The organism is Nocardia sp. NPDC051570 (genome assembly GCF_044454005.1).
GTDB lineage: Bacteria > Actinomycetota > Actinomycetes > Mycobacteriales > Mycobacteriaceae > Nocardia.
The window spans coordinates 674,712-697,143 of record NZ_JBITDI010000003.1 but is presented as its reverse complement, the minus strand read 5'-3'; the positions used below and the strand labels follow the sequence as shown (position 1 = coordinate 697,143).

The 22,432-nt window shown below is 66.7% G+C and carries 22 protein-coding genes; 1 reads left to right on the top strand and 21 read right to left on the bottom strand.

Annotation, left to right across the window (positions count from 1 at the left end):
* Positions 1-15: 15 nt before the first annotated feature.
* From ACIA76_RS10205 to rpmE, 15 genes are all read right to left on the bottom strand, one after another.
* On the bottom strand, positions 16-984 hold the full coding sequence (locus ACIA76_RS10205; protein ID WP_397150651.1) for a F0F1 ATP synthase subunit gamma: 969 nt from the start codon (positions 982-984) through the stop codon (positions 16-18).
* Positions 985-1,036: 52 nt separating this feature from the next.
* Positions 1,037-2,674: a F0F1 ATP synthase subunit alpha gene (gene atpA / locus ACIA76_RS10200; protein WP_397150649.1), complete on the bottom strand. Its 1,638-nt coding sequence runs from the start codon at positions 2,672-2,674 to the stop codon at positions 1,037-1,039.
* Between the two features lie 49 nt (positions 2,675-2,723).
* Positions 2,724-3,533 (bottom strand): F0F1 ATP synthase subunit delta, encoded by an 810-nt coding sequence (locus tag ACIA76_RS10195; RefSeq protein ID WP_397150647.1) that lies wholly within the window; start codon positions 3,531-3,533, stop codon positions 2,724-2,726.
* Between the two features lie 19 nt (positions 3,534-3,552).
* Positions 3,553-4,110 carry a F0F1 ATP synthase subunit B gene (locus ACIA76_RS10190; RefSeq protein ID WP_397150645.1) on the bottom strand — a complete coding sequence of 186 codons (558 nt, stop codon included), beginning with the start codon at positions 4,108-4,110 and terminating at the stop codon, positions 3,553-3,555.
* A 5-nt stretch (positions 4,111-4,115) separates the two neighbouring features.
* Positions 4,116-4,364, bottom strand: coding sequence for an ATP synthase F0 subunit C (locus tag ACIA76_RS10185; RefSeq protein ID WP_397150643.1), 249 nt, complete (start codon positions 4,362-4,364; stop codon positions 4,116-4,118).
* Positions 4,365-4,440: 76 nt separating this feature from the next.
* Positions 4,441-5,289: a F0F1 ATP synthase subunit A gene (gene atpB, locus ACIA76_RS10180; RefSeq protein ID WP_397150641.1), complete on the bottom strand. Its 849-nt coding sequence runs from the start codon at positions 5,287-5,289 to the stop codon at positions 4,441-4,443.
* A 239-nt stretch (positions 5,290-5,528) separates the two neighbouring features.
* Positions 5,529-5,981, bottom strand: a complete 453-nt coding sequence (locus ACIA76_RS10175) for a hypothetical protein (protein ID WP_397150639.1) — start codon at positions 5,979-5,981, stop codon at positions 5,529-5,531.
* Positions 5,982-5,992: 11 nt separating this feature from the next.
* The gene (locus ACIA76_RS10170) at positions 5,993-7,186 is read right to left on the bottom strand and encodes an MraY family glycosyltransferase (RefSeq protein WP_397150637.1); all 1,194 of its coding nucleotides are present in this window, start codon (positions 7,184-7,186) and stop codon (positions 5,993-5,995) included.
* 11 nt (positions 7,187-7,197) lie between these two features.
* The gene (locus ACIA76_RS10165; RefSeq protein ID WP_397150635.1) at positions 7,198-7,863 is read right to left on the bottom strand and encodes an L-threonylcarbamoyladenylate synthase; all 666 of its coding nucleotides are present in this window, start codon (positions 7,861-7,863) and stop codon (positions 7,198-7,200) included.
* 61 nt (positions 7,864-7,924) lie between these two features.
* On the bottom strand, positions 7,925-8,767 hold the full coding sequence (locus ACIA76_RS10160; RefSeq protein ID WP_397150633.1) for an ABC transporter permease: 843 nt from the start codon (positions 8,765-8,767) through the stop codon (positions 7,925-7,927).
* A complete protein-coding gene (locus ACIA76_RS10155; RefSeq protein ID WP_397150631.1) occupies positions 8,727-9,548 on the bottom strand; it encodes an ATP-binding cassette domain-containing protein in 822 nt (273 codons plus the stop codon). The genes ACIA76_RS10160 and ACIA76_RS10155 overlap by 41 nt, the downstream gene beginning before the upstream one ends.
* On the bottom strand, positions 9,545-10,030 hold the full coding sequence (locus ACIA76_RS10150; RefSeq protein WP_397150629.1) for a MarR family winged helix-turn-helix transcriptional regulator: 486 nt from the start codon (positions 10,028-10,030) through the stop codon (positions 9,545-9,547). The genes ACIA76_RS10155 and ACIA76_RS10150 overlap by 4 nt, the downstream gene beginning before the upstream one ends.
* A 76-nt stretch (positions 10,031-10,106) precedes the next feature.
* On the bottom strand, positions 10,107-11,012 hold the full coding sequence (prmC, locus tag ACIA76_RS10145) for a peptide chain release factor N(5)-glutamine methyltransferase (RefSeq protein ID WP_397150627.1): 906 nt from the start codon (positions 11,010-11,012) through the stop codon (positions 10,107-10,109).
* Positions 11,013-11,218: 206 nt separating this feature from the next.
* The gene (prfA, locus tag ACIA76_RS10140) at positions 11,219-12,298 is read right to left on the bottom strand and encodes a peptide chain release factor 1 (RefSeq protein WP_397150625.1); all 1,080 of its coding nucleotides are present in this window, start codon (positions 12,296-12,298) and stop codon (positions 11,219-11,221) included.
* A gap of 237 nt (positions 12,299-12,535) precedes the next feature.
* Positions 12,536-12,772 (bottom strand): 50S ribosomal protein L31, encoded by a 237-nt coding sequence (gene rpmE / locus ACIA76_RS10135; protein WP_397150623.1) that lies wholly within the window; start codon positions 12,770-12,772, stop codon positions 12,536-12,538.
* Positions 12,773-13,040: 268 nt separating this feature from the next.
* On the opposite strand from rpmE, the gene ACIA76_RS10130 reads away from it, so the two are divergent.
* On the top strand, positions 13,041-13,466 hold the full coding sequence (locus ACIA76_RS10130; protein ID WP_397150621.1) for a hypothetical protein: 426 nt from the start codon (positions 13,041-13,043) through the stop codon (positions 13,464-13,466).
* A 40-nt stretch (positions 13,467-13,506) separates the two neighbouring features.
* On the opposite strand, the gene rho is transcribed toward ACIA76_RS10130, so the two are convergent.
* The 6 genes from rho to argS form a co-directional block, all read right to left on the bottom strand.
* Entirely contained in the window at positions 13,507-15,546 is a 2,040-nt protein-coding gene (gene rho / locus ACIA76_RS10125) for a transcription termination factor Rho (protein ID WP_397150619.1), read from the bottom strand.
* Positions 15,547-15,869: 323 nt separating this feature from the next.
* Complete coding sequence (thrB, locus tag ACIA76_RS10120) at positions 15,870-16,811, bottom strand: homoserine kinase (RefSeq protein WP_397150735.1); 942 nt, start codon at positions 16,809-16,811, stop codon at positions 15,870-15,872.
* Positions 16,812-16,836: 25 nt separating this feature from the next.
* Positions 16,837-17,919 (bottom strand): threonine synthase, encoded by a 1,083-nt coding sequence (gene thrC / locus ACIA76_RS10115; RefSeq protein WP_397150617.1) that lies wholly within the window; start codon positions 17,917-17,919, stop codon positions 16,837-16,839.
* Positions 17,916-19,271: a homoserine dehydrogenase gene (locus ACIA76_RS10110; RefSeq protein ID WP_397150615.1), complete on the bottom strand. Its 1,356-nt coding sequence runs from the start codon at positions 19,269-19,271 to the stop codon at positions 17,916-17,918. The genes thrC and ACIA76_RS10110 overlap by 4 nt, the downstream gene beginning before the upstream one ends.
* Positions 19,268-20,641 (bottom strand): diaminopimelate decarboxylase, encoded by a 1,374-nt coding sequence (gene lysA / locus ACIA76_RS10105; protein WP_397150613.1) that lies wholly within the window; start codon positions 20,639-20,641, stop codon positions 19,268-19,270. Before lysA ends, ACIA76_RS10110 begins: the two co-directional genes overlap by 4 nt.
* A complete protein-coding gene (argS, locus tag ACIA76_RS10100) occupies positions 20,641-22,299 on the bottom strand; it encodes an arginine--tRNA ligase (protein ID WP_397150611.1) in 1,659 nt (552 codons plus the stop codon). The genes lysA and argS overlap by 1 nt, the downstream gene beginning before the upstream one ends.
* Positions 22,300-22,432 lie beyond the last annotated feature (133 nt).

Below are 22,432 nucleotides of genomic sequence, written 5' to 3'. Positions count from 1 at the left end.
TCTTCCTGGGTGGGCTTAGTCGCTAGGACCGGCTGCCAGCGCATTCGCGCCGCCGACGATTTCACTGATTTCCTGCGTGATGTTCGCCTGCCGAATCGAGTTCGCCTGGCGAGTCAGGCCGTTGACCAGATCGGTGGCGTTGTCGGTGGCCGCCTTCATCGCGGTGCGGCGCGCGGCCGACTCCGAGGCCGCGGCCTCGAGCAACGACGAGTAGATCCGGGTGTTGACGTACTTCGGCAGCAGGCGGCCGAGCAGGGTGTCCGCGTCGGGCTCGAATTCGTACAGCGGATGCAGTTCCGCGCTCGGGGAGTCGGTGACGAAATCCTCGCCGAGGTCGTAGTTCTCGTCGACGAAGCTCACCTGGATCGGCGCCAGCCGGCGTACCTCCGGGACCTGCGACAGCATCGACACGAAACGCGTGTAGACGATATGGATCTCGTCGACGCCCTCGATCACGCCCTCGCCGTTCGGCGCGGGAACCTCACCGTCGGCGCCCGCCATGAACGCCTCCACCAGATGGGTGCAGGCCGACGACGCGTCGGAGTAGTGCGGCTGCTGCGAGAATCCGGCCCACGAACCGATCACCTTGCGGTTACGGAATGTGTAGTAGGTCAGACCCTTCGAACCCATCACGTACAGCACCGGCTCCTTGCCCTCGGAGCGCAGTGTCGTCAAGAGTTCCTCGGCGCGCTTGAGCACGTTGGAGTTGTAGCCACCGGCCATACCGCGGTCGCTGGTGATCACCAGCACGGCGGCCCGGCGCGCATTCTCCCGCTCGGTGAGCAGGGGATGGTTCAGGTTCGACGAGGCGCCGGCGAGCTCGCTCAGCACCTTCGTGATCTCCTCCGCGTACGGCTTCGCGGCGGCGACTCGGGCCTGCGCCTTGCTGATTCGCGAGGTGGCGATCAGTTCCTGAGCCTTGGTGATCTTCTTGATCGAACCGACGCTGCGAATGCGGGAGCGCAATTCACGCAAGCTGGGCACTGGTCACACTCCCTTCAATCGCTCGATAGGACAGTCGCATTGGCTCGCCGCGTTACTTCTCGACGTGCTTGCGGGTGACCGACAGCGACTCGACCTCTTCGTGGTCCAGCGAACCGGCCTCGGGCTCGTTCACCACGCGGCTGCCGTCGGAGGCGAGGAAGCCGTGCTTGAACTTGTCGGTCGCGGTCTTGATCTGCTCGGCTGCATCGCCCTCGAGCACCTTGCCACCCGCGATCGCCTTGAAGGCGTCGGCCGCACTGCGGTGCAGATCCTCCAGCAGTTCGACGTTGAAGCGGCGGACGTCGCCGACCGGCACGGTGTCGTAGTAACCGCCGTCGACCAGGAACAGCGACACGATCTGATCCTCGACCGAGACCGGGGAGTACTGATCCTGCTTGAGCAGCTCGACCCAGCGGGCACCGCGCTCCAACTGCGCCAGCGAGGCGGCGTCCAGATCGGAGGCGAAGGCGGAGAACGCCTCCAGCTCACGGAACTGGGCCAGCTCCAGACGCAGCGAGCCCGACACCTTCTTCATGCCCTTGGTCTGCGCGGCGCCACCGACACGGGAGACGGAGGTACCGACGTTGATCGCCGGGCGCACACCCTTGTTGAACAGGTCGGACTCGAGGAAGACCTGGCCGTCGGTGATGGAGATGACGTTGGTCGGGATGAACGCCGAGATGTCGCCGGCCTTGGTCTCGATGATCGGCAGACCGGTCATCGAGCCCGCGCCCATCTCGTCGGACAGCTTCGCGCAACGCTCCAGCAGACGGGAGTGCAGGTAGAACACGTCACCCGGGTACGCCTCACGGCCCGGCGGGCGGCGCAGCAGCAGCGAGATCGCGCGGTAGGCCTCGGCCTGCTTGGACAGGTCGTCGAACACGATCAGGACGTGCTTGCCCTGATACATCCAGTGCTGGCCCAGCGCCGAACCGGTGTAGGGCGCAAGCCATTTGAAGCCGGCGGAGTCCGAGGCCGGGGCCGCGACGATGGTGGTGTACTCCATCGCACCGTGCGCCTCCAGCGCGGTCTTCACGCCCGCGATGGTCGAGCCCTTCTGACCGATGGCGACGTAGATGCAGCGCATCTGCTTGGCCGGATCGCCCGACTCCCAGTTCGCCTTCTGGTTGATGATGGCGTCGATGCAGACCGCGGTCTTACCGGTCTTGCGGTCGCCGATGATCAGCTGGCGCTGGCCGCGGCCGATGGCGGTCAGGGCGTCGATGGCGGTGATGCCGGTGGCCATCGGCTCGCCGACCGGCTGCCGCTGCAGCACGGTCGCGGCCTGCAGCTCGAGCACGCGGCGCTCCTCGGCCTCGATCTCGCCCAGGCCGTCGATCGGCTTGCCGAGCGGGTCGATGACGCGACCGAGGAACTTGTCGCCGACCGGCACCGAGAGCACGTCACCGGTCCGGCGGACCTCCTGGCCCTCCTCGATGGTGTCGAATTCACCCAGGATGACCGCACCGATCGAGGTGTCCTCGAGGTTCAGCGCGACGCCCAGTACGCCGCCCGGGAATTCGAGCAGCTCGTTGGTCATCGCCGAGGGCAGGCCACTGACGTGGGCGATACCGTCGCCGGTATCGGTGACCGTGCCGACCTCCTCGATGGAGGTCTCGGGGGTGTAGCTCTGGGTGTAGCTCTCGATAGCGCTACGGATCTCATCGGGGGAGATCGTCAGCTCCGCCATGTTCTTCCTGCTCTCGCTGTGGTCTGGAGGAATGTCGGGGGGTGTGCGGCTAGGTCAGCGACTGCCGCAGGCGCAGCAGCCGTCCGATGGCGCTGCCGTCGATGACGTCGTCGCCGACGCGCACGACGACGCCGGCCAGCAGGGTCTCGTCGACCTGCACGTGCACGGTGATCGGCTTGTCGTAGATGCGCTGCAGCGAGGCCGCCAGGTGCTCCCGCTGCTGCTGTGTCAGTTCGACCGCCGCACGCACGTGCGCGACGATCTGCCTGCGCAGTGCCGCCGCGAGGTCGGACAGCCGGTCGAAGACGGGACCGACGTCACCGACGGATCGGCCCACGGCCTGCTGGGCCAGCTGCAGGGTGATGTCCTCGACCTTGCCGCTGAGCAGCCGTTCGAGCAGCTCACGCTTGGCCTGCGCCGGCGTGCCGCGCACGGCGAGGGCCTGTTCGAGGTCCGGATAGTCCTCGACGATCCGGCCGAGCCGGAACAGCTCATCCTCGACGGCGTCGATGCGGCCGCGATCGGTCGCGGCCCGCAGCAGTGCCTCCTGCCCGAGCAATTCCAGCGTGTCGACCAGGTCCCGGGCCCGGGACCAGTTCTGGGCGACGGCGGTGGTCAGCACGGCCAGGGTGGCCGCGCTGATCTTGCCGCCGAAGACGCGTTCGGCCAGTTCGGCACGCGCCGAACTCGACACCGACTTATCCGCGAGCGCCACACGCAGCGAACGCTGATCGTCGAGCACGGTGACTACGGCGAACAGTTCGGAGCCCGTCGTGGCGGCGACGGAGTCGCTGCCGATGAGAGCGGCCGACAGAGCTTCCCGGGCGCGGGTGCTCGCCTCGCGGCTCGCTGCGTACATGCTTCCCACTTTCGGTTCGTTACCTTCCGACCCCGATGCCGGCCTTCTCGTCCAATTCTGCAAGGAATCGGTCGATCGACGCGGCCTGCTTGGCCTGATCCGACACCGACTGCCCGATGATCTTCTCGGCCAGATCGACCGCGGTGCGGCCGAGTTCGCCACGCAGCTCGGTCACGATCTGCTGACGCTGCGCCTCGAGCTGGGAGTGACCAGCGGCGACGATGCGATCGGCCTCGGACTGAGCCTCCGAACGCATCTGCGCGAGAATCTGCTGACCCTGAGTGCGGGCCTCCTCACGAATGCGCGCGGCCTCGAGCCGGGCCTCGGCCAGCTGCTGCTGGTACTGCTCCAGAGTCGCCTGCGCCTCGGCCTGCGCGACCTCGGCCTTGGCGATGCCGCCCTCGATCTTGTCGGAGCGCTCGTCGAGCACCTTCTGCAGACGCGGAATCACGTACTTGTAGAAGACGAACGCGATAACGGCGACGCAGACCAGCGACCAAATGATGTCGTACGACTCGGGCAGGAGGGGGTTGATGTCGTCCCCTTCCTCGGCCGCGAGCAAATACATCGTGTTCATGGCAATCAGAAGATGAAGCCGGCGACGAGGCCGATCAGGGCCAGCGCCTCGGTGAACGCGATGCCCAGGAACATGTTGGTCCGGATGGTGCCCATCAGCTCGGGCTGACGCGACATGCCCTCGATCGCCTTACCGACCACGATGCCCACGCCGATGCCGGGGCCGATGGCGGCCAGACCGTAACCGACGGCGCCGTAGCCCTTCACCTTGTCGGCGTTCTGGGCGAGTTCAGCGGCCACGTAGGAGAGGCTCATGAGATTTCTTTTCCCTTTCTGTTGCCCACACCCCCGGCGGCGTGTGGGTCAGTCCTTATGCGGTTGTGCGGTCAGGTCAGTGTGAGTCGGCGTGCTGGGCAAGGCCGATGTATACGGCGGTCAGCAGCGCGAACACGTAGGCCTGCAGGAAGATCACCAGCATCTCGAAGAGGGTGAAGGCGAACCCACCGACCAGCGAGAACGGCGACAATCCCTTCATCCAGGCCGCGCCCTCGAACAGGAAGAACTGCGTGGCACTGAAGAACAACACCAGCATGATATGACCGGCCAGCATATTGGCCATGAGTCGGACGGTCAGCGTGAACGGGCGAAGGATGAAGGTCGAGATGAACTCGATCGGAATGAGCAGCACGTGCATCGCGGGCGGCACATTCGGCACCACGATGGACGAGCGCATGTACTTCCAGAAGCCGTACTTCTTGATGCCGATGTAGTTGAACGCCAGGTAGGCGATCACGGCCAGCACCAACGGCATGCCGATTCGCGCGTTCGAGGAGATGTTCAGGAACGGGATGATGCTGGAGAAGTTCAGGAACAGCACCGTGAAGAAGATGGTGGCGATCAACGGGAAGAATTTCCGCCCGGATTCCTTGCCGAGGATCTCGTCACAGATCTGCTCGCGCACGAACACCAATCCGTACTCGGCGACGTTCTGCAGACCCCGCGGGATCAGCCTCGGGCTTCGGAATGCGAGCAACATGACGGCCAACAGCACGACCGACATCAGGATGCGAATGAGCATCAAACGGTCGAGCTCGAAAGGCGTCCCCTCGAACAGCACAGCCGGAGGGTAGAAGTCTTGCAGCGAAGGCGCGTGGAACTCGCCCGCCAGATTGGTGACGCTCAGCGTTCTCTCCCGTGTTCGGGCCGCGGGTACGGCGATACCCGCGGTTCGATCGGACATTGACGATCTGGTGGTCGACTCAGGTCGGCTCGAAGTTCGTCAGCAGCTGCGCGGGCGTCACCCGCTCGTGGCGTCTGTACGTCGGCGACATCGTCGACGGTGCAGGGCCGAACCCCCTCAGGTTCGACACGGCAGTAAGCATAGCCGCTCTCATGAGGTGGTAGTGACCGGCCCTATGGTTGGGGTGCTTACGGTAAAGAGTTTACCAAGATATCTACGACAACGTGTAGGGGGTCTTGTCAAACATTCGAATGATCTTGATCGGCGCGCTCATCGGGCGTCGCCACGATCGGAACCCGTTGACGCAGCAGGCCGTAGGTCTCGGCGCCGAGCACGATGAGCAGCGCGCCGACCACGGTCAGGAACAGCGTCATGGAGTTGTAGAAGTCGAACTGCTTGAGCGCGGCCACCACGACCATCACGACCAGCAGTTTTCCGACCCAGCTCGCCAGCATGACCATGCCCTGGATACCGGAATCCAGTTTCGCGCTGAACAGCACGAGCGCCGCGGTGGTGAGAATGAAGAAGCCGCCGATGGCCGATCCGATCAGCGCGCCCCACAGCCCGGAAGCACCCGCGAGGATCGAGCCGAGCACCGCCGAAACGATCACCAGCACAATCAATCCGGCGATGCCGTAGCGCAACGCGGCGCGCAGCGGGGCGTCGGGATGGTGCTCGGATGCGGTGCTCACGTTCGATTACTTTACCTGTCGCCCGTATCGCCGCCGCGCGGCCTCCGCCCACGCAGCAGGGCCACGTCCCGCAGGGACGGCACCGCCGTGACCACCAGGGCGAAAACCAGTCCGGCCGCGAACAGCAACACCACCAGCCGTCGATCCATCAAGGATGTGCCGACAGCCCCGAACGCGAGCACACCGACCCATAAGTAGATCAACAGCACGACCCGGCGCTGCGAATGTCCGATCTGCAACAGCCGGTGATGCAGATGCATCTTGTCCGGCGTGGAGAAGCTGACGCCCGCCCGCGCCCGCCGGATGATCGCCATCACCAGATCCAGGACCGGGATGAACATCACCGCGCCGACCAGCAGCAGCGGCGAGAGCAGGCCGACGATATCGCGAGGGCCGTACCCGGTGAGCGGGATTCGCCCCGAGGCGCCGGTGGATACGGCCGCCAGCATGAGTCCGATCAGCATCGATCCGGAATCGCCCATGAACAGCCGCGCCGGCGAGAAGTTGTGCGGCAGAAATCCCAGGCAGCCGCCCGCAAGGGCCGCGGCCAGCAGCGCGGGCGGATAGGTGTCGGTCGCGCCGCCCTGCTCGTACAGCAGTCCGACGGTGAATACGAACACCGCGACCCCGGCGATGAGCCCCAAACCGGCCGCCAGGCCGTCCAGGCCGTCGACGAAGTTCATCGCATTGATCATCGTCACGGTGATGGCCACGGTGATCAGGCCGCCCGTCAGCGGATCCAGCACGACCGTGGTGTTGTTGAACGGGTTGTAGATGGCGACCCAGCTCAATCCCATCACCGCCATCACCCCCGCGGCGGTGATCTGCCCCACCAGCTTCGTCAGCCAGTCCAGACCCCAGCGGTCGTCGAGCACGCCGACCAGCACGATCAGCGTGCCCGCCACCACCACGGCCGGGATATCGCGCGGATAGTCGAATCCGCGTCGCAGCGCGGGCAATTGGTGCGCGAAGGCCACCGCGACGAGCACACCGAGATAGATGCCGACCCCGCCCATGCGCGGAATCGGTTTGACGTGCACATCCCGCTCACGCGGTATCGCCACCGCGCCGAACGCGATGGCCAGCACGCGGATACCACCGGTGGACAGCAGCGTGATCACCGCGGACACGAGCAACACCAGCAACAGCTCGCGTAGCGGAACGACCGCGCTCTGACTGTATGTCGTTCCCTGACTGAGAAGCATCTACCAGGCCGTCACCGCGCGGTCTCGGGCGTCAGCTCATCCGGAGACATGCCGAGCACCTCCGCGACCTGTATCGCCGTGACCGCACCCTCACGCAGGATGCGGGGCCTGTCGGAGGTCAGATCGACGATGGTCGAGGCGACCCCGTGATCGGCCGTGCCGCCGTCGAGGTACACGTTCACCAGATCGCCCAGCTGACCGCGCGCCTCCTCGACGGTGGTGGCCGGCGGCTGGCCGGAGACATTCGCACTGGACACCGCCAGCGGTCCGACCTCGCGCAGCAGTTCCAGCGTGACCGGATGCAGCGGCATGCGCAGCATCACCGTGCCGCGAGCGTCGCCGAGATCCCAGGCCAGCGACGGTGCCTGCTGCACAACCAGACTCAATCCGCCCGGCCAGAACGCGCGAATCAGCTCGCGCGCCTGGGGCTGCACCGAGAACACGAGTCCGTCGATGGTGTTCCACGAGCCGACCAACACCGGAACCGGCATATCCCGCCCGCGGCGCTTGGCCGCGAGCAGTGCGGACACTGCCGACGAATCGAACGCGTCGGCGGCGATCCCGTAGAGCGTGTCGGTCGGGATGACGGCCAGCCGCCCGGATTTCAGGGTGGCCCGCGCGGCGGTGATGCCGGCGGCACGCGAGTCGGGATCGGAGCAGTCGTAGACGGTACTCACGACGAGTGAGTCTATGGGTTGCCGCCGATTGTGCTGTGGCCGGACCGGCGGGACGGCTCGCTCATCGGACCAGACGGCCCAAAAGCGCGGAGGCACAGGCGATTCCGACGACCGCGGACAGCACCAGCACGCCCATATCCGTCCACAGGTGGTCATCGACGCCGACCAGCAGGCCGCGCAGCGCGTCGACCTCGTAGCTGAGCGGGTTGATATGGCTGACCGCGCGCAACCAGCCGGGCATCAGATCGATCGGATACAGCGCGTTGGAGGCGAAGAACAGCGGCATCGTGATGGCCTGGCCGATACCCATCAGCCGATCCCGCTTGGAGACCAGGCCCGCGATACTCATCGACAGGCATGAGAAGAAGGCCGCACCGAGGATGACGACGACGACCGCGCCCAACAGCTTCAGCGGATTCAGCGTCATATGCACGCCCATGATCAGCGCCAGCACCACGATGATCAGCACCTGCGCTACCGATCGCACACCCGCCGCAAAGCATTTGCCGGTGATCAGCGCCGCGCGCGGGGTCGGGGTGACCATGAGCTTGTTGAGGATGCCCGCATCGCGATCCCAGATCAGCAGGATGCCGTAGAAGATCGAGATGAACAGCGCGGATTGGGCGATGATGCCCGGCGCCAGGAAATCCAGATACGGCGTATTGCCGGTCGGGATCGTCCGCAGGCGGGCGAAGGTGGTGCCGAAGATCAGCATCCACAGCGCCGGTTGGACGGCGCGGGTGACCAGTTCGCTGCGATCGTGGCGCAGCTTCTGCAACTCGATCAGGGCGAAGGTGGTGATTCGCGAACCCAGTGCGACCACGCGCGCCGGGCCGTGCGGCGCCAGGCGCAGCGGCGGGAAATCAACCGGCGCGCTGTGCTGTTCTACGCGTGTTTCGGACATTGCGCAGGCCTCCATCAGTATTGCTGTCTCCCTCCAGATCGGCGTCCGCATGGTGACGGAATACGTCCTCCAGCGTGGCCGTCGGGCCGAGAGCGGTCTTCAGATCCTCCGGTGCGCCTTCCGCCCGCAGAACTCCCTTGTGCAGCAGGGCGATTCGATCGCAGAGCGCGTCGGCTTCTTCCATGTAGTGCGTGGTGAGCAGCACCGTGGTGCCGAATCGGTGGCGCAGATCGCGCATCCGTTCCCAGACGCTGTCGCGGGCGATCGGGTCCAGGCCGACCGTCGGCTCGTCGAGGATCAGCAGGGCGGGGCGATTGACCAGCGCCTGCGCCAATTCCAGGCGGCGGACCATCCCGCCGGAATAGCCCGCGGCGAGGCGATCGGCGACGTCGAGCAGATCCATCGCGGCGAGCACCTCCTCGACGCGCTCGGCACGTTCGCGGCGCGGGACGTCGAACAGCCGGGCGAACCAGGTGACGTTCTGCCGTCCGGTCAGCGATCCCTCGATCGACAGCTGTTGTGGCACATAGCCGAGGTTGTAGCGGATATCGGTATTGCGGCGGCCGACCTCGAAGCCGAGTACCCGAACCTCGCCCTCCTGCACCGGCATCAGTGTGGTGAGCAGCCTGATCGTGGTGGTCTTACCCGCGCCGTTGGGGCCTAGCAGGCCGAAGACCTCGCCGCGGTCGATGCGCAGGTCCAGATGGTCGACTACGATATGGTCGCCATAGCGATGCGTCAGGCCCACGCATTCGACTGCGGGACTGTTGATTTCGGTCACTTGTTCGCCCTCGTCTCTTGCCGGTGCAGAATGTCGGACACCTTGTTCACCACGGCCAGGCCGCGCACCAATTCGTCGCGCTCCTCCCGAGTGAGTTCCGTGAGCGCGGTCGCGATGAGATCGTGGTGGCGCCTGCGGGTTTCGTCGACCCGCTGCTGCACCGGCGCGGGCAGGCTCAACCGCATCACCCGCCGATCCTCCGAATCCGATTGCCGCTCCAGCAGATTCGCCTGCACCAGCGCGGTGACGAAGGTCGACACACTGTTCGGCGCAAGCCCGAGCTCCCCCGCCGCCTCCTTCACCGAAATCCCCGGATTCCGCCCCACCAGCCGCAGAAACTCCGCCTGCGAGGTACTGACCCCCGACCCATCGAAGCTACGCCCCGCCAGCCGCCCCGTCTGCCTGCGAAACCGTCCGAACGTCCGCAACAAACGCCCGACCAGCTCCCGATCGGGGGTATCCACAGCGGCCACAATCTCCATGCGTCCAAGAATACCTCTGATCCAGAGCTAATTCACTCTGAGTCAGAGGTAATCTTCGAGCAACCGCAGGCCGGGATCAGTTGATGCGGCGGGCGGCGACGAAGCGGGGTTTGCCCGCGAGGTCGGGGTGTTCGATTACGGCCGTGAAGCCGCCGTGGGTGGTGAGCAGGGTCACTACCTGGGAGCCGTTGGAATCGTCATGCTCGATCGCGGTGACGCCGTCGGTGCGCAGGAGGCGGGCGATGGTGGCGATCATCGGGCGGATGACGTCCAGGCCGTCCGCGCCGGCGAACAGGGCCAGGTGTGGATCATGTTCGGCCACTTCGGGATCCAGGACGACACCGGTCGGGATGTAGGGCGGGTTGGAGATCACCACGTCGGCTCGTCCGTTCAGGGCGGACAGGATTCCCGGGTCGGTGACGTCGCCTCGGTGCAGGGTGATGGGAGTGTCACCGTCGGCGGCGCGGGTCTCGGCGTTGCGCTCGGCCCATCCCATCGCGACCGAATCCAGTTCCACCGCATGAACTTCCGCATCGGGGCGGGCATGCGCTATCGCCAGGGCGAGCGCGCCGGAGCCCGTGCACAGATCCACCACCACGGGCGGATGTTCATGTCCGGCCGCCTCCAAGTGCGCCAGGGCCCAGGCGAACAGCAGTTCGGTCTCCGGCCGCGGCACGAAGACGCCCGGGCCGACGGCGAGATCGATCTCGCCCATGGCCGCGGCGCCGGTGAGATGTTGCAGCGGAACACGTTCCGCGCGCCGGGCCACCAGCTTCCGGTACTCCCCCAGCTGTTCGGGCGTCATCATCGAGATCAGCGCGAGCCGGAGACGTTCCACGCCGAGCACATGGGCGGCCAGGAATTCGGCATCGACGCGCGGGCTGTGCACTCCGGCCCGCCGCAGGCTCTCGGCGGCCTCGACAAGCGCAGTACGCAACGCCTGTCCGCCACTCCGCGATTCTTGCCGATCAGTGGGTGTCACGACATCTCCGTCGCGGACCGACGGTCACGAACGTGACCAGCTCTGGACGAGCTCCTCCGCCTCCCCGCGTTTCTTGCCGATCAATAGGTGTCACGACACCTCCGTCGCGGACCGGCGGTCACGAACGTGACCAGCTCTGGACGTACCCGATGAGTTACCCATGTTGTCACGAAATCAGTTGCCCGGGCTGGATCTCCGTCACCGGGTTACTCCGCCGACAAGCGGGCCGCGCGGTCTGCTTCAGCCAATGCGTCGAGGAGGGCGTCCAACTCACCGTCCAGCACCGAATCCAGATTGTGGGCCTTGAAACCGATGCGGTGGTCAGTGATCCGGTTCTCCGGGAAGTTGTAGGTCCGAATGCGTTCGGACCGGTCCACCGTGCGAATCTGGCTCGCCCGGCCCGCCGCCGCCTCGGCATCGGCCTGCTCCTCGGCCAGCGCCTGCAGCCGCGCCCCGAGGACCTGCATGGCACGAATCTTGTTCTGCAGCTGGGATCGCTCGTTCTGACAGGTCACCACGATGCCGGTGGGCAGATGGGTGATGCGCACGGCCGAATCGGTGGTGTTGACACCCTGGCCGCCCTTGCCCGAGGACCGGTAGACATCGATGCGCAGATCGGATTCGTCGATCTGCACCTGCTCGACCTCGTCGGGCTCGGGATAGATGAGTACGCCCGCGGCGGAGGTATGGATACGCCCCTGCGATTCGGTCACCGGCACGCGCTGTACGCGATGCACGCCGCCCTCGAACTTCAGTCTCGACCACACCCCGTCGCGGCTGGGCTCGCGACTCTTGATGGTGATCGTCGCCTCCTTGTAGCCGCCCAGATCCGAGATGTTGGCGTCGAGCACCTCGACCTTCCATCCGTGCCGCTCGGCATAGCGGATGTACATGCGGGCCAGATCGGAGGCGAACAGCGCCGATTCCTCGCCGCCCTCACCGGACTTCACCTCGAGGACCACATCGTCGGCATCGTGCGGATCGCGCGGGGCGAGCAGATCGGTCAGTGCCTTCGACAGCTCCTCGACCTGCTGCTCGAGCCCCGGAATCTCGGCCGCGAACGCGGAGTCGTCGGCCGCCAGCTCACGCGCGGCGGCCAGATCGTCGCTCGCGGAGGTCAACTTGTTATAGGTCGACATGACCGGAGCGAGCTCGGCGAACCGCTTACCGACGCGCCGAGCCTCGCCCGGATTGTTGTGCAGCTCCGGATCGCCCAGCTGCGTCTCCAGGCCGGAGTATTCGGCCAGGATGTCGTCGATAGCCGACGGGGCCGTCTTATCGGCCATCGCGGGTGCTCCTTGTTTGTTTGCGCCGCCTTCGGCGTCGCGGGTTCGCGGCCCCTGAGGCTCGTTTCTTCCCTCCCCCGCTCCTCCGCTTCGCTCCCCCGCTCCGTCAGTCCAGAAACGAGCCGGGCCGCGAACTTGCGGGTCGAGCCAAGTCAGGAAGCGAAAATGGGATTCGCCTGCTGTCCTGAAACACACCGACGCCCGACCTGCCATGCAGGACGGGCGTCGACGGAACGGCTACTTGGTGTCGGCGTCGGCCTTCTTGGCGGCGCGCTTGCCGTAGCGGGCCTCGAAGCGGGCGACGCGGCCGCCGGTGTCCAGGATCTTCTGCTTGCCCGTGTAGAACGGGTGGCACTGCGAGCAAACCTCGACCGTGATGTGGCCCGACTCCTTGGCGCTGTGCGTCTGGAAGGTGTTGCCGCAACCGCAGACGACGGTGGTCGGCACGTAGGTCGGGTGGATTCCTGCCTTCATGGGTGTCCTTTCGATGTGGTCGCCGGGTCGCCGTCGACTTGCGAGGGCGTGAACCGGAACCGACTAGGCGGGATGCTCTGCCTTCTACCAGCAGACGCACCAGCGACCCAGTATGCCAGAACGGCTGGCACGTTCTCACAACGCACCCCTGGTAGGTTTCATTCCCGGGCGACGCCGAAGTCGAGTAGTTCGCTACTCGGGAACGCGTACACGGCTGTTCATAGAGTATCGCCAGGTGAGAACCGTGCGATTACGTGAAAGGACAGCAGTGAATCTCCACGCCGCTCGGGGGGCGACGAGATCCAGGTCTCCGGCCTCCGCATCCGCGGGTACGCGACTGGCCGGATCGGCGTTCGCGGCCCTGTTCATACTGGTGGCCATCGGCTGGTGGTCGGCGCCGGGCGATCGGCCGCCCGCGGTGGCCGCGAATCTCCCCACGGACACTCCGCAATTCGAATTCACCGCCACCGTCGTCTCCACCGGTGGCGTCACCACGATCACCGCGCTGATCCTGGGCTTTCTCATCGTCGGCGCGGCGGTGATCGGAGTGATCTTCTACCGGCCGACCCCGCTGACCGCGTTCGCCGCCAACACCCGCACCGGGCAGCGACGGGATCCGGATCGAATCAGTTATTCGAAACGGGCGATGCCGGAAGAGGTGGCACAAAAACGCCAGCGCCCGGCCTGCGAATAGAGCAGGGCCGGGCGCTGGCGGAAAAGCTACGAGTGGGCACTCACTCGTCGATGGCTCCCGGCGCGGTCTTGGAGACCTGCATCAGGAATTCCAGGTTGGTCTTGGTCTTCTTCAACCGGTCGATCAGCAGATCGATCGCCTGGTGCGAATCCAGACCCGACAGGACGCGGCGCAGCTTGTGCAGGACCGCGGCCTCGTCGGCGTTCATCAACAGATCGTCACGACGGGTGCCGGACGGGTTGACGTCCACCGCCGGGAACACGCGACGCTCGGCGATCTTGCGGTCGAGCTTGAGCTCGGCGTTACCCGTGCCCTTGAACTCCTCGAAGATCACCGTGTCACCGGTCGAACCGGTCTCCACCATGGCCGTGGCGATGATCGTCAGCGAGCCGCCGTTCTCGATATTGCGTGCGGCGCCGAGGAATCGCTTCGGCGGATACAGCGCGGTCGAGTCGATACCACCGGACAGGATGCGGCCCGAAGCCGGCGAGGAGTTGTTGTACGCACGTCCCAATCGAGTGATCGAGTCGAGCAGCACGACCACGTCCTGGCCCATCTCCACCAGACGCTTGGCCCGCTCGATGGCGAGTTCGGCGACCGAGGTGTGATCGCCCGGCGGCCGGTCGAACGTGGAGGCGATCACCTCGCCGCGCACGGTGCGCTGCATATCGGTGACCTCTTCCGGACGCTCGTCGACCAGCACAACCATGAGGTAGACCTCCGGGTTGTTGACCGCGATCGCGTTCGCGATGTCCTGCATGATCGTGGTCTTACCCGCCTTCGGCGGCGACACGATCAGCGCACGCTGACCCTTACCGATCGGCATGATCAGATCGATCACCCGGGTGGTCAGCTTGTTCGGCTGAGTCTCCAGCCGCAACCGCTGATTCGGGTACAGCGGGGTCAGCTTGCTGAAATCCGGTCGGCGCCTGGCACTTTCGATATCCGAGCCGTTGACCGTGTCCAGCCGCACCAGCGGATCGAACTTCTGCCGCTGATTGCTCTGCTCGCCGTCGCGGGGCGCGCGCACCGCACCGGTGATGGCATCACCGCGGCGCAGACCGTTCTTACGGACCAGATTCATCGAGACGTACACGTCGTTCGGGCCGGCCAGGTAGCCGGAGGTGCGCACGAACGCGTAGTTGTCGAGCACGTCCAGAATGCCGGCCACCGGCTGCAGGACGTCGTCCTCGCGGATCTCGACCTCGTTGGGGCCACGGCTCTCGCCGCCCTCACGATCCCGCCCCCGACGACGCTCACGGAATCGACGACCACGGCGGCCACGGCCGCCCTCGTCGTCGTCGGCATCGCGCGGCGCGCGGTCCTGACGGTCCGTGCGCTCGGCGCGGTTGCCGTTCTGGCTGGCCTGGCTGCTCTGATTCTGGCCGTTCTGCTGGTTGCGGTCGCGACGGCGCTCGCCGCCCTCCTGCTCCGGCTTGGCCTCGGCGTCCTTGGGCTCCGAGCTCGACGAGCCTTCCGAGCTCGCCTCGTTCGTGGCGCCACCGCGCTGATCGCGGCCGCGACGCTGACGGCCCCGGCCGCGCTGACCACCCTCACGACCGTTGTCCTCGCCCGAATCGGCAGGGCGCGCACCGGATTCGGTGGCCTCGGCGGGAGCGGAAGCGGTCACGGGCTTGTCGTCCACCACGCTGTCCAGCGTCGGCTGCTCGACCCGCGTCCGGGTCTTGGCCGGGGCATTCTTCGCCGAGGCGGACTCCCCACCGGTCGACGACGGTCCCTCAGCGGTCTGCGCGGCAGATTTCGACGAATCCGTCTTCACGTCAGCGGTCGCCTCGGACTTCGTCTCGTTGCGGCCGCGCGGGGCCTTTCCGGACGTGGTGGCCTGATTTTCTTTGATGGCGGCGATCAGATCGCCCTTACGCATCCCGGAGGTTCCTCGGATACCGAGCTCTCCAGCAAGCGCACGCAACTGCGGCAACAACATTCCAGTCAGCCCCGATCGTGCGACGTCAGTGTGTTCGCTCATCTTCGAAATCTGTCCGGAGTCACTTTCGCGACGGCCCGAGGAACTTCCATTGGTTTCCACCCCGGGTGTCGCGAGCAGGTCCGTATCTGTCACGGAGATCCTTTCCTTCCCTCGAAAGCCGTGTGCTTATTCGAGGGTTTCGTCCCGAAGCCCGATCATCGCGCCGAGCTCGGATGCCGTATCGCCTGCCCCGCCGGACCGGCGGCCGTCACCACCTGGGCTTCGGCCACCGGATTACGAAGGTGGGAGAGATCATTCCAGTTGCTTTCCCGGATGTCCGAGACTCGTGTCCCGAGCCTGAAGCAAGGAGCCTGCTGGAGCGATTGCCCTGATGAAGCACCGGCGTCTGACGCGCACGATGTACGGACGTGCTCAGGATAGCTCCCACGGTTCCCATCAGCAAGGCAGGCACGCCGTCAATCGACCCGCACGCCGTCGGAGATGGTCGGCGTCACCACTCGAAGGCCGTCGGCGGCGGCCTGTTCACGCAGCTCGGCGGGCAATTCCCCGGCGCTGAAGGCCAATACGGTCGGACCCGCGCCCGAGACGATCGCCGCAATTCCGGCCTCGCGCAACCGGGTCACCCATGCCGTCGTCAACGGCAGTGCCGCGGCACGATACATCTGATGCAGCCGATCCGCAGTGGCGGGAAGCAGCAGGTCGGGCCGCTGGGTCAGGGCCACGACCGCGAGCGCGGCGCGGCTGGCGTTGAAGGCCGCGTCGCCGTGCGGCACCAATTCCGGTAGGAGGCCGCGGGTATGCGCGGTGGCCGAACGCTCCTCGGGAATCAATATCGTCGCGCACAGTGCGGGATGGGGATCCAAACGCACCGCCCGGTAGGTCCGCGCATGATGATCGACGGACGGATCGGCGGGTAGTTCGGTCCACGACACCACGATTCCGCCCAGGACGCTCGCGGCCGCATTATCGGGATGTCCCTCGAATTCCGAAGCCAGCTGGACCAATTCGGCATCGTCGCAGTCGAGTTCCGGATCGAATTTCGCGGCCAGGCCGCGACCGGCGGCCAGGCCGCCCACCACCGCCGAGGCCGAGGAGCCCAAACCCCTGGAGTGCGGAATCGCATTGCGGCACACCACATCCAGGCCGTCGGCCCAGGCACCCATGGATTCCAGGCCGCGCTCGATGGCACGGACCACCAGATGCGAAGGGCCCCAAGGCACATCGTCGGCGCCCTCGCCCTCCACCCGGATGGTCAGGCCGGATTCGGTGGTCCGCACCACGATCTCGTCGTAGAGGCCCAATGCGATGCCCAGGGAGTCGAATCCGGGCCCCAGATTGGCACTGGAGGCCGGAACCCGTGCCGTGACGGTGATTCCGGCCGGCAGGGTCCTGGTCAGCACTTGACCTTCGCGGGAACTCAATTCAGGCCAGCTCCAGTTCGTGGGCCACCGCGACCGGATCCACGGCGATCGCCCGGACCTCGGGCATGCCCTTCAGCGCGGTATCGGGATCCTTGAGGCCGTTGCCGGTCACCGTGCAGACCACGGTCAGCCCCGGCTCGAGCCAGCCCTCCGCGCGCGCGGCCAGCAGGCCCGCCACACTGGCGGCCGAGGCGGGCTCGACGAAGACGCCCTCGGTGCCGGCGATCAGGCGGTACGCCGCGAGGATCTCCTCGTCGGTGGCGGCGCGGAACGCGCCGCCGGACTCTTCCTTGGCATGCATCGCGCCGTTCCAGGACGCGGGGGCGCCGATCCGGATGGCTGTGGCGATGGTCTCAGGATTCTGCACCGGAGCGCCGTTGACCAGCGGCGCGGCGCCCGCGGCCTGGACACCCAGCATGCGCGGGCGCGAGGCGGTGACGCCGTCGGCGTGGTACTCGCTGTAGCCCTTCCAGTAGGCCGTGATGTTGCCGGCGTTGCCGACCGGCAGCGCATGCACATCCGGGGCCCGGCCGAGCACATCGCAGATCTCGAAGGCCGCGGTCTTCTGACCCTCGATCCGCGCCGGATTCACCGAATTGACGAGGCCGACCTGCGGGAATTCCGAGGTCACCTTGCGCGCCAGCTCGAGGCAGTCGTCGAAGTTACCCCGCACCTGAATGATCTTGGCGCCCAACATGACCGCCTGGGCCAACTTGCCCATCGCGATCTTGCCCTCGGGGATCAGCACCGCGCAGTGCATGCCCGCGCGGGTGGCGTAGGCCGCGGCCGAGGCCGAGGTGTTGCCGGTGGAGGCGCACAGCACCGCCTGCTGGCCGCGGGCCTTGGCATCGGTCATCGCCATGGTCATGCCGCGGTCCTTGAAGGATCCGGTCGGGTTCGCGCCCTCGACCTTGAGGTAGACCTCACAGCCGGTGAGCTCGGACAGATGATGCGCCGGCACCAGCGGGGTGCCGCCCTCGAACAGCGTGATCGGCTCCCAATCCGCGCCCACCGCCAGTCGATCGCGGTAGGCCGCGATCAAACCCGGCCACGCAGTGTGAACCGGAAGTCCAGTGGTACTCATTCCTCGGTGCCTTCCAATCTCAAAACGCTGGTCACGGACGTGACGGATTCCAATTCGGCCAGTGCGGCCACCGTATCGGCCAGCGCCGACTCCCGCGCGTGGTGGGTGACCACGACGAGCCGGGCGCCCTCATCGGATCCCTCTTGGCGGACCGTGGAGATGCTCACGCCGTGCTTGGCGAACTCACCGGCCACGGCCTGTAGAACTCCGGTACGGTCGGCCACCTGCAGATTCACGTGATAACGAGTGGGCGTATCGCCGATCGGCGCGATCGGCAGCTCAGCATAAACCGACTCGCCCGGCGCGCGGCCACCGTAGAACTTGTTGCGCGCCGCCATCACCAGATCGCCCATGACGGCCGAGGCCGTCGGCGCGCCGCCGGCGCCCTGACCGTAGAACATCAGCCGGCCCGCATTCTCGGCCTCCACGACCACGGCGTTGAACGCGCCGTTGACCGCCGAGAGCGGATGCTTGCGCGGGATCAGCGCCGGATAGACCCGCACCGAGATGCGTTCCTTACCGCCCTCGGCGGGCCCGGGCTCGCCGAGGGCGGCGGGCACTCGCTCGCAGATGGCCAGCAGCTTGACCGTACAACCCACAGCCGCAGCGGTTTCCAGATCCTCGGCGGTGATCTTCGAGATGCCCTCGCGGTACACATCGTGGGCGGTGACGCGGGTGTGGAAGGCCAGCGAGGCCAGGATGGCGGCCTTGGCGGCGGCGTCGTACCCCTCGACGTCGGCGGTCGGATCGGCCTCGGCATATCCCAGCCGGGTGGCCTCCTGCAGCGTGCCCTCGTAGTCGGCGCCGGTCTCGTCCATCGCCGAGAGAATGAAATTCGTTGTCCCGTTGACGATTCCGACCACCCGGTTGACCCGGTCACCGGACAGCGACTGGATCAGCGGGCGCACCACCGGAATGGCGCCGGCGACGGCGGCCTCGAAATACAGGTCGGCGCGGCTGGTCTCGGCCGCGGCGGCGAGTTCGCCGGTATAGTCGGCCAGCAGCGCCTTGTTGGCGGTGACCACGGATTTGCCCGCGCTGAGCGCGGAGCCGATGAGCTTGCGGGCCGGATCGATGCCGCCCATCACCTCGATCACCACATCCACGTCGTCGCGGGCGACCAGCGCCTCGGAGTCGGTGGTCAGCAGTTCGGCGGGCACGCCGCGGTCGACGTCGAGGCGCCGCACCGCGATACCGCGCAGCAGGACCGGGGCGCCCACGCGCGAGCGCAGATCCTCGGCGTGCTCGCGCAGGATCCGCACCACCTCGGTGCCGACATTGCCCATGCCGAGGACCGCGACGCCAATCGGATGATCGGATCCGAATACGGCCCTGTTCCCGACCTCGGTCATGGTTCCACCTCCAAGCTCAAAAGGTCCGCCACCGTCTCCCGGCGCAGGATCAACCGCGCCTGCCCGGCGCGCACGGCCACCACGGCCGGGCGGGTGAGCAGGTTGTAGCGGCTCGACATCGAATAGCAATAGGCGCCGGTCGCCGCCACCGCGATCAGATCGCCGGGGCCGACATCGGCGGGCATCCAGGTATCGCGGATGACGATATCGCCGGTCTCGCAATGCTTTCCGACCACCCGGGCCAGCACCGCATCGGAATCGCTGCCGCGCGAGACCAGGCGGCAATCGTATTCGGCCTGGTAGAGCGCGGGCCGGATGTTGTCGCTCATACCGCCGTCGACGCTGACGTAGCGCCGCCGCAGGCCACCGTCGAGGCTGACGTCCTTGGTAGTGCCGACCTCGTAGACGGTGACGGTGCCGGGTCCGGCGATGGCGCGCCCCGGTTCGACCGCGATGGCCGGGGTCGGCAATCCGGCGCGGGCGGCCTCCTCGGCGACGATGCGGCGCAGGTTGGCCGCGAACTCGTCCAGCGGGGGCGGATCGTCGTGCGGCAGATACGAAATGCCCAGGCCACCACCGAGATCCAGGGTATTGATCTGCGCCGTGCGCTCGGCGCCGAACTTGTCGACGGCATCGCGCAGCAGTCCGAGCATGCGCTGCGCGGCGATCTCGAAGCCGTCGATTTCGAAGATCTGCGAGCCGATATGGCTGTGCAGGCCGACCAGGCGCAGATTCCGCGATTCGAACACCCGGGCCAGCGCCTCGAGGGCGTCGCCACCGGTGATCGAGAAGCCGAACTTCTGATCCTCGTGCGCGGTCGAAATGTATTCGTGGGTATGGGCTTCCACGCCGGGAGTGACGCGCACGAGCACGTCCTGCACGACACCGGCGCGCCCGGCCACGGCCTCGAGCCGATCGATCTCGATCAGCGAGTCGAGCACCACATGACCGACGCCCGCGGCGACCGCGGCCTCCAGCTCGGGGACGGACTTGTTGTTGCCGTGCAGGGCGATTCGCGCGGGAGGGAAGCCCGCGTGCAGCGCGACGGCCAGCTCGCCGCCGGAGCAGACGTCCAGGGACAGGCCCTCGTCGCGCACCCAGCGCGCGACCTCGCCGCACAGGAATGCCTTGGAGGCGTAGTGGACTCGCGCATTGTCGCCGAACGCGCGGACCATATCCCGGCAGCGGGAACGGAAGTCGTCCTCGTCGATCACGAACAGCGGCGTGCCGTACTGCTCGGCCAGCTCGGTCACGGACACACCCGCCAACCGCACGACGCCGTCGGCGTCGCGAGTGGCATTGCGGGGCCACACATTCGCGGGCAGATCGATCATCACGGCCGGATCACCGGGACGCTCGGACACGCTCATCACATCCTCTCCGGAGCGTTGACGCCGAGCAGCCCGAGGCCGTTGGCGAGAACCTGGCGGGTGGCGTTGACCAGTTCGAGGCGCGCGGCATTGACCGGCGCGACCGGATCGTCGCCCTGCGGCAGAATGCGCAGCGTCTTGTTGGTCTGGAAGCGGTGGTACGCGCCCGCCAGCTCCTCCAGATAGCGGGCCACGCGATGCGGCTCGCGCAGCGTCGCCGCGCTCGCGACGACGGCAGGATACTCGCCGAGGGTGCGGATCAGCTCGCCCTCCTCGTCGGCGGTCAGCAACGCGAGATCCGGTGCGACCCCGGCGAATCCGAGATCGGCGGCATTCCGGCCGACCGCGCAGGTGCGGGCGTGCGCGTATTGCACGTAGTAGACCGGATTCTCGTTGCCCTGTTTGGTCCAGACGTCGAGATCGATATCCATGCTGGTGTTGACCGAGCTGCGCACCAGCGAGTAGCGCGCGGCATCGACGCCGATCAGCTCGACCAGATCGTCGAGGGTCACCACGGTGCCCGCGCGCTTACTCATCCGCACGGCCACGCCGTCGCGCACCAGATTCACCATCTGGCCGATCAGCACCTCGACGGTCTTCGGATCGTCGCCGGAGGTCGCGGCGATCGCCTTCAGGCGGCCGATGTAGCCGTGGTGGTCGGCACCGAGCATGTAGATGCACAGATCGAAGCCGCGGGCGCGCTTGTCCTGGTAGTAGGCGATATCACCGGCGACGTAGGCCGCCTTGCCGTCGCTCTTGATGACGACCCGGTCCTGATCGTCGCCGTATTCGGAGCTGGCGATCCACCAGGCGCCGTCCTTCTCGTAGAGCTTGCCCATCGTCTTGAGCCGCTCGACGGCGCGGTCGACCGCACCGGAGGCGAACAGCGAACTCTCGTTGAAGTACACGTCGAATTCGGTGCCGAAGGCGTGCAGGGTCTGCTTGATATGCGCGAACATCAGCTCGACACCCTCGCGGCGGAACAGCTCGGTGCGCTGCTCGGCGGGCAGTTTCAGCGCGTCCGGATGCGCGGCCACGATCTGATTCGCGATCTCGCCGATATAGGAACCGGCATAGCCGTTCTCGGGCGTGGGCGCCCCGGTGGCCGCCGCGACCAGCGATTCGGCGAAGCGGTCGATCTGCGCGCCGTTGTCGTTGAAGTAGTACTCGCGGGTGACATCGGCGCCCTGCGCGGCCAGGATCCGGCCGAGCGCGTCGCCGACCGCGGCCCAGCGGGTGCCGCCCAGATGCACCGGACCGGTCGGGTTGGCGGAGACGAATTCCAGATTGATCCTGGTGCCGGTCAGCGCGGTCGAGGTGCCGTAGGACGCGCCCGCCGCGCGGATGTTCTCGAGGATCGCGCCCTGGGCGGCCGCGGCCAGGCGGATGTTGAGAAAGCCCGGGCCCGCGATATCGGCGGACTCGATACCCTCGTGCGCAGACAGCGCCTCGGCGAGCCAGCCGGCCAACTCGCGGGAATCCAAACCGGCCTTCCTACCCACCTGCATGGCCACATTCGTGGCATAGTCACCGTGTTCCGGGTTGCGGGGGCGCTCCACCTTGACCTCGTCGGGCAGGACCGAAGGGTCCGATCCGCGGTCGACAAGCACCTTCGCCGCGGTAGCACGAAGGAGATCTGCAAGGTCAGCTGGAGTCACGAGTCCTTATCCTATGGTCTGAGCAGGCGCACGCCGTCGGCGGGCACCTACGGGCAGGCGCCCAGCAAACCGGGTCGGCAACACCAGCCTGCCGCATTGCGGGACCGTCCGACATGTCGAAGAGAGCACATCA

Bases quoted from the DNA above. Each gene is read 5' to 3' on its own strand.
- ACIA76_RS10185 (WP_397150643.1), bottom strand. From the start codon at position 4,364: ATGAGCCTCTCCTACGTGGCCGCTGAACTCGCCCAGAACGCCGACAAG.
- ACIA76_RS10195 (WP_397150647.1), bottom strand. From the start codon at position 3,533: ATGTACGCAGCGAGCCGCGAGGCGAGCACCCGCGCCCGGGAAGCTCTG.
- ACIA76_RS10160 (WP_397150633.1), bottom strand. From the start codon at position 8,767: ATGTCCGAAACACGCGTAGAACAGCACAGCGCGCCGGTTGATTTCCCG.
- lysA (WP_397150613.1), bottom strand. From the start codon at position 20,641: ATGAGCGTGTCCGAGCGTCCCGGTGATCCGGCCGTGATGATCGATCTG.
- ACIA76_RS10150 (WP_397150629.1), bottom strand. From the start codon at position 10,030: ATGGAGATTGTGGCCGCTGTGGATACCCCCGATCGGGAGCTGGTCGGG.
- ACIA76_RS10110 (WP_397150615.1), bottom strand. From the start codon at position 19,271: ATGACCGAGGTCGGGAACAGGGCCGTATTCGGATCCGATCATCCGATT.
- thrC (WP_397150617.1), bottom strand. From the start codon at position 17,919: ATGAGTACCACTGGACTTCCGGTTCACACTGCGTGGCCGGGTTTGATC.
- prfA (WP_397150625.1), bottom strand. From the start codon at position 12,298: ATGGCCGATAAGACGGCCCCGTCGGCTATCGACGACATCCTGGCCGAA.
- ACIA76_RS10170 (WP_397150637.1), bottom strand. From the start codon at position 7,186: ATGCTTCTCAGTCAGGGAACGACATACAGTCAGAGCGCGGTCGTTCCG.
- rpmE (WP_397150623.1), bottom strand. From the start codon at position 12,772: ATGAAGGCAGGAATCCACCCGACCTACGTGCCGACCACCGTCGTCTGC.
- ACIA76_RS10190 (WP_397150645.1), bottom strand. From the start codon at position 4,110: ATGAACACGATGTATTTGCTCGCGGCCGAGGAAGGGGACGACATCAAC.
- atpB (WP_397150641.1), bottom strand. From the start codon at position 5,289: ATGTCCGATCGAACCGCGGGTATCGCCGTACCCGCGGCCCGAACACGG.
- atpA (WP_397150649.1), bottom strand. From the start codon at position 2,674: ATGGCGGAGCTGACGATCTCCCCCGATGAGATCCGTAGCGCTATCGAG.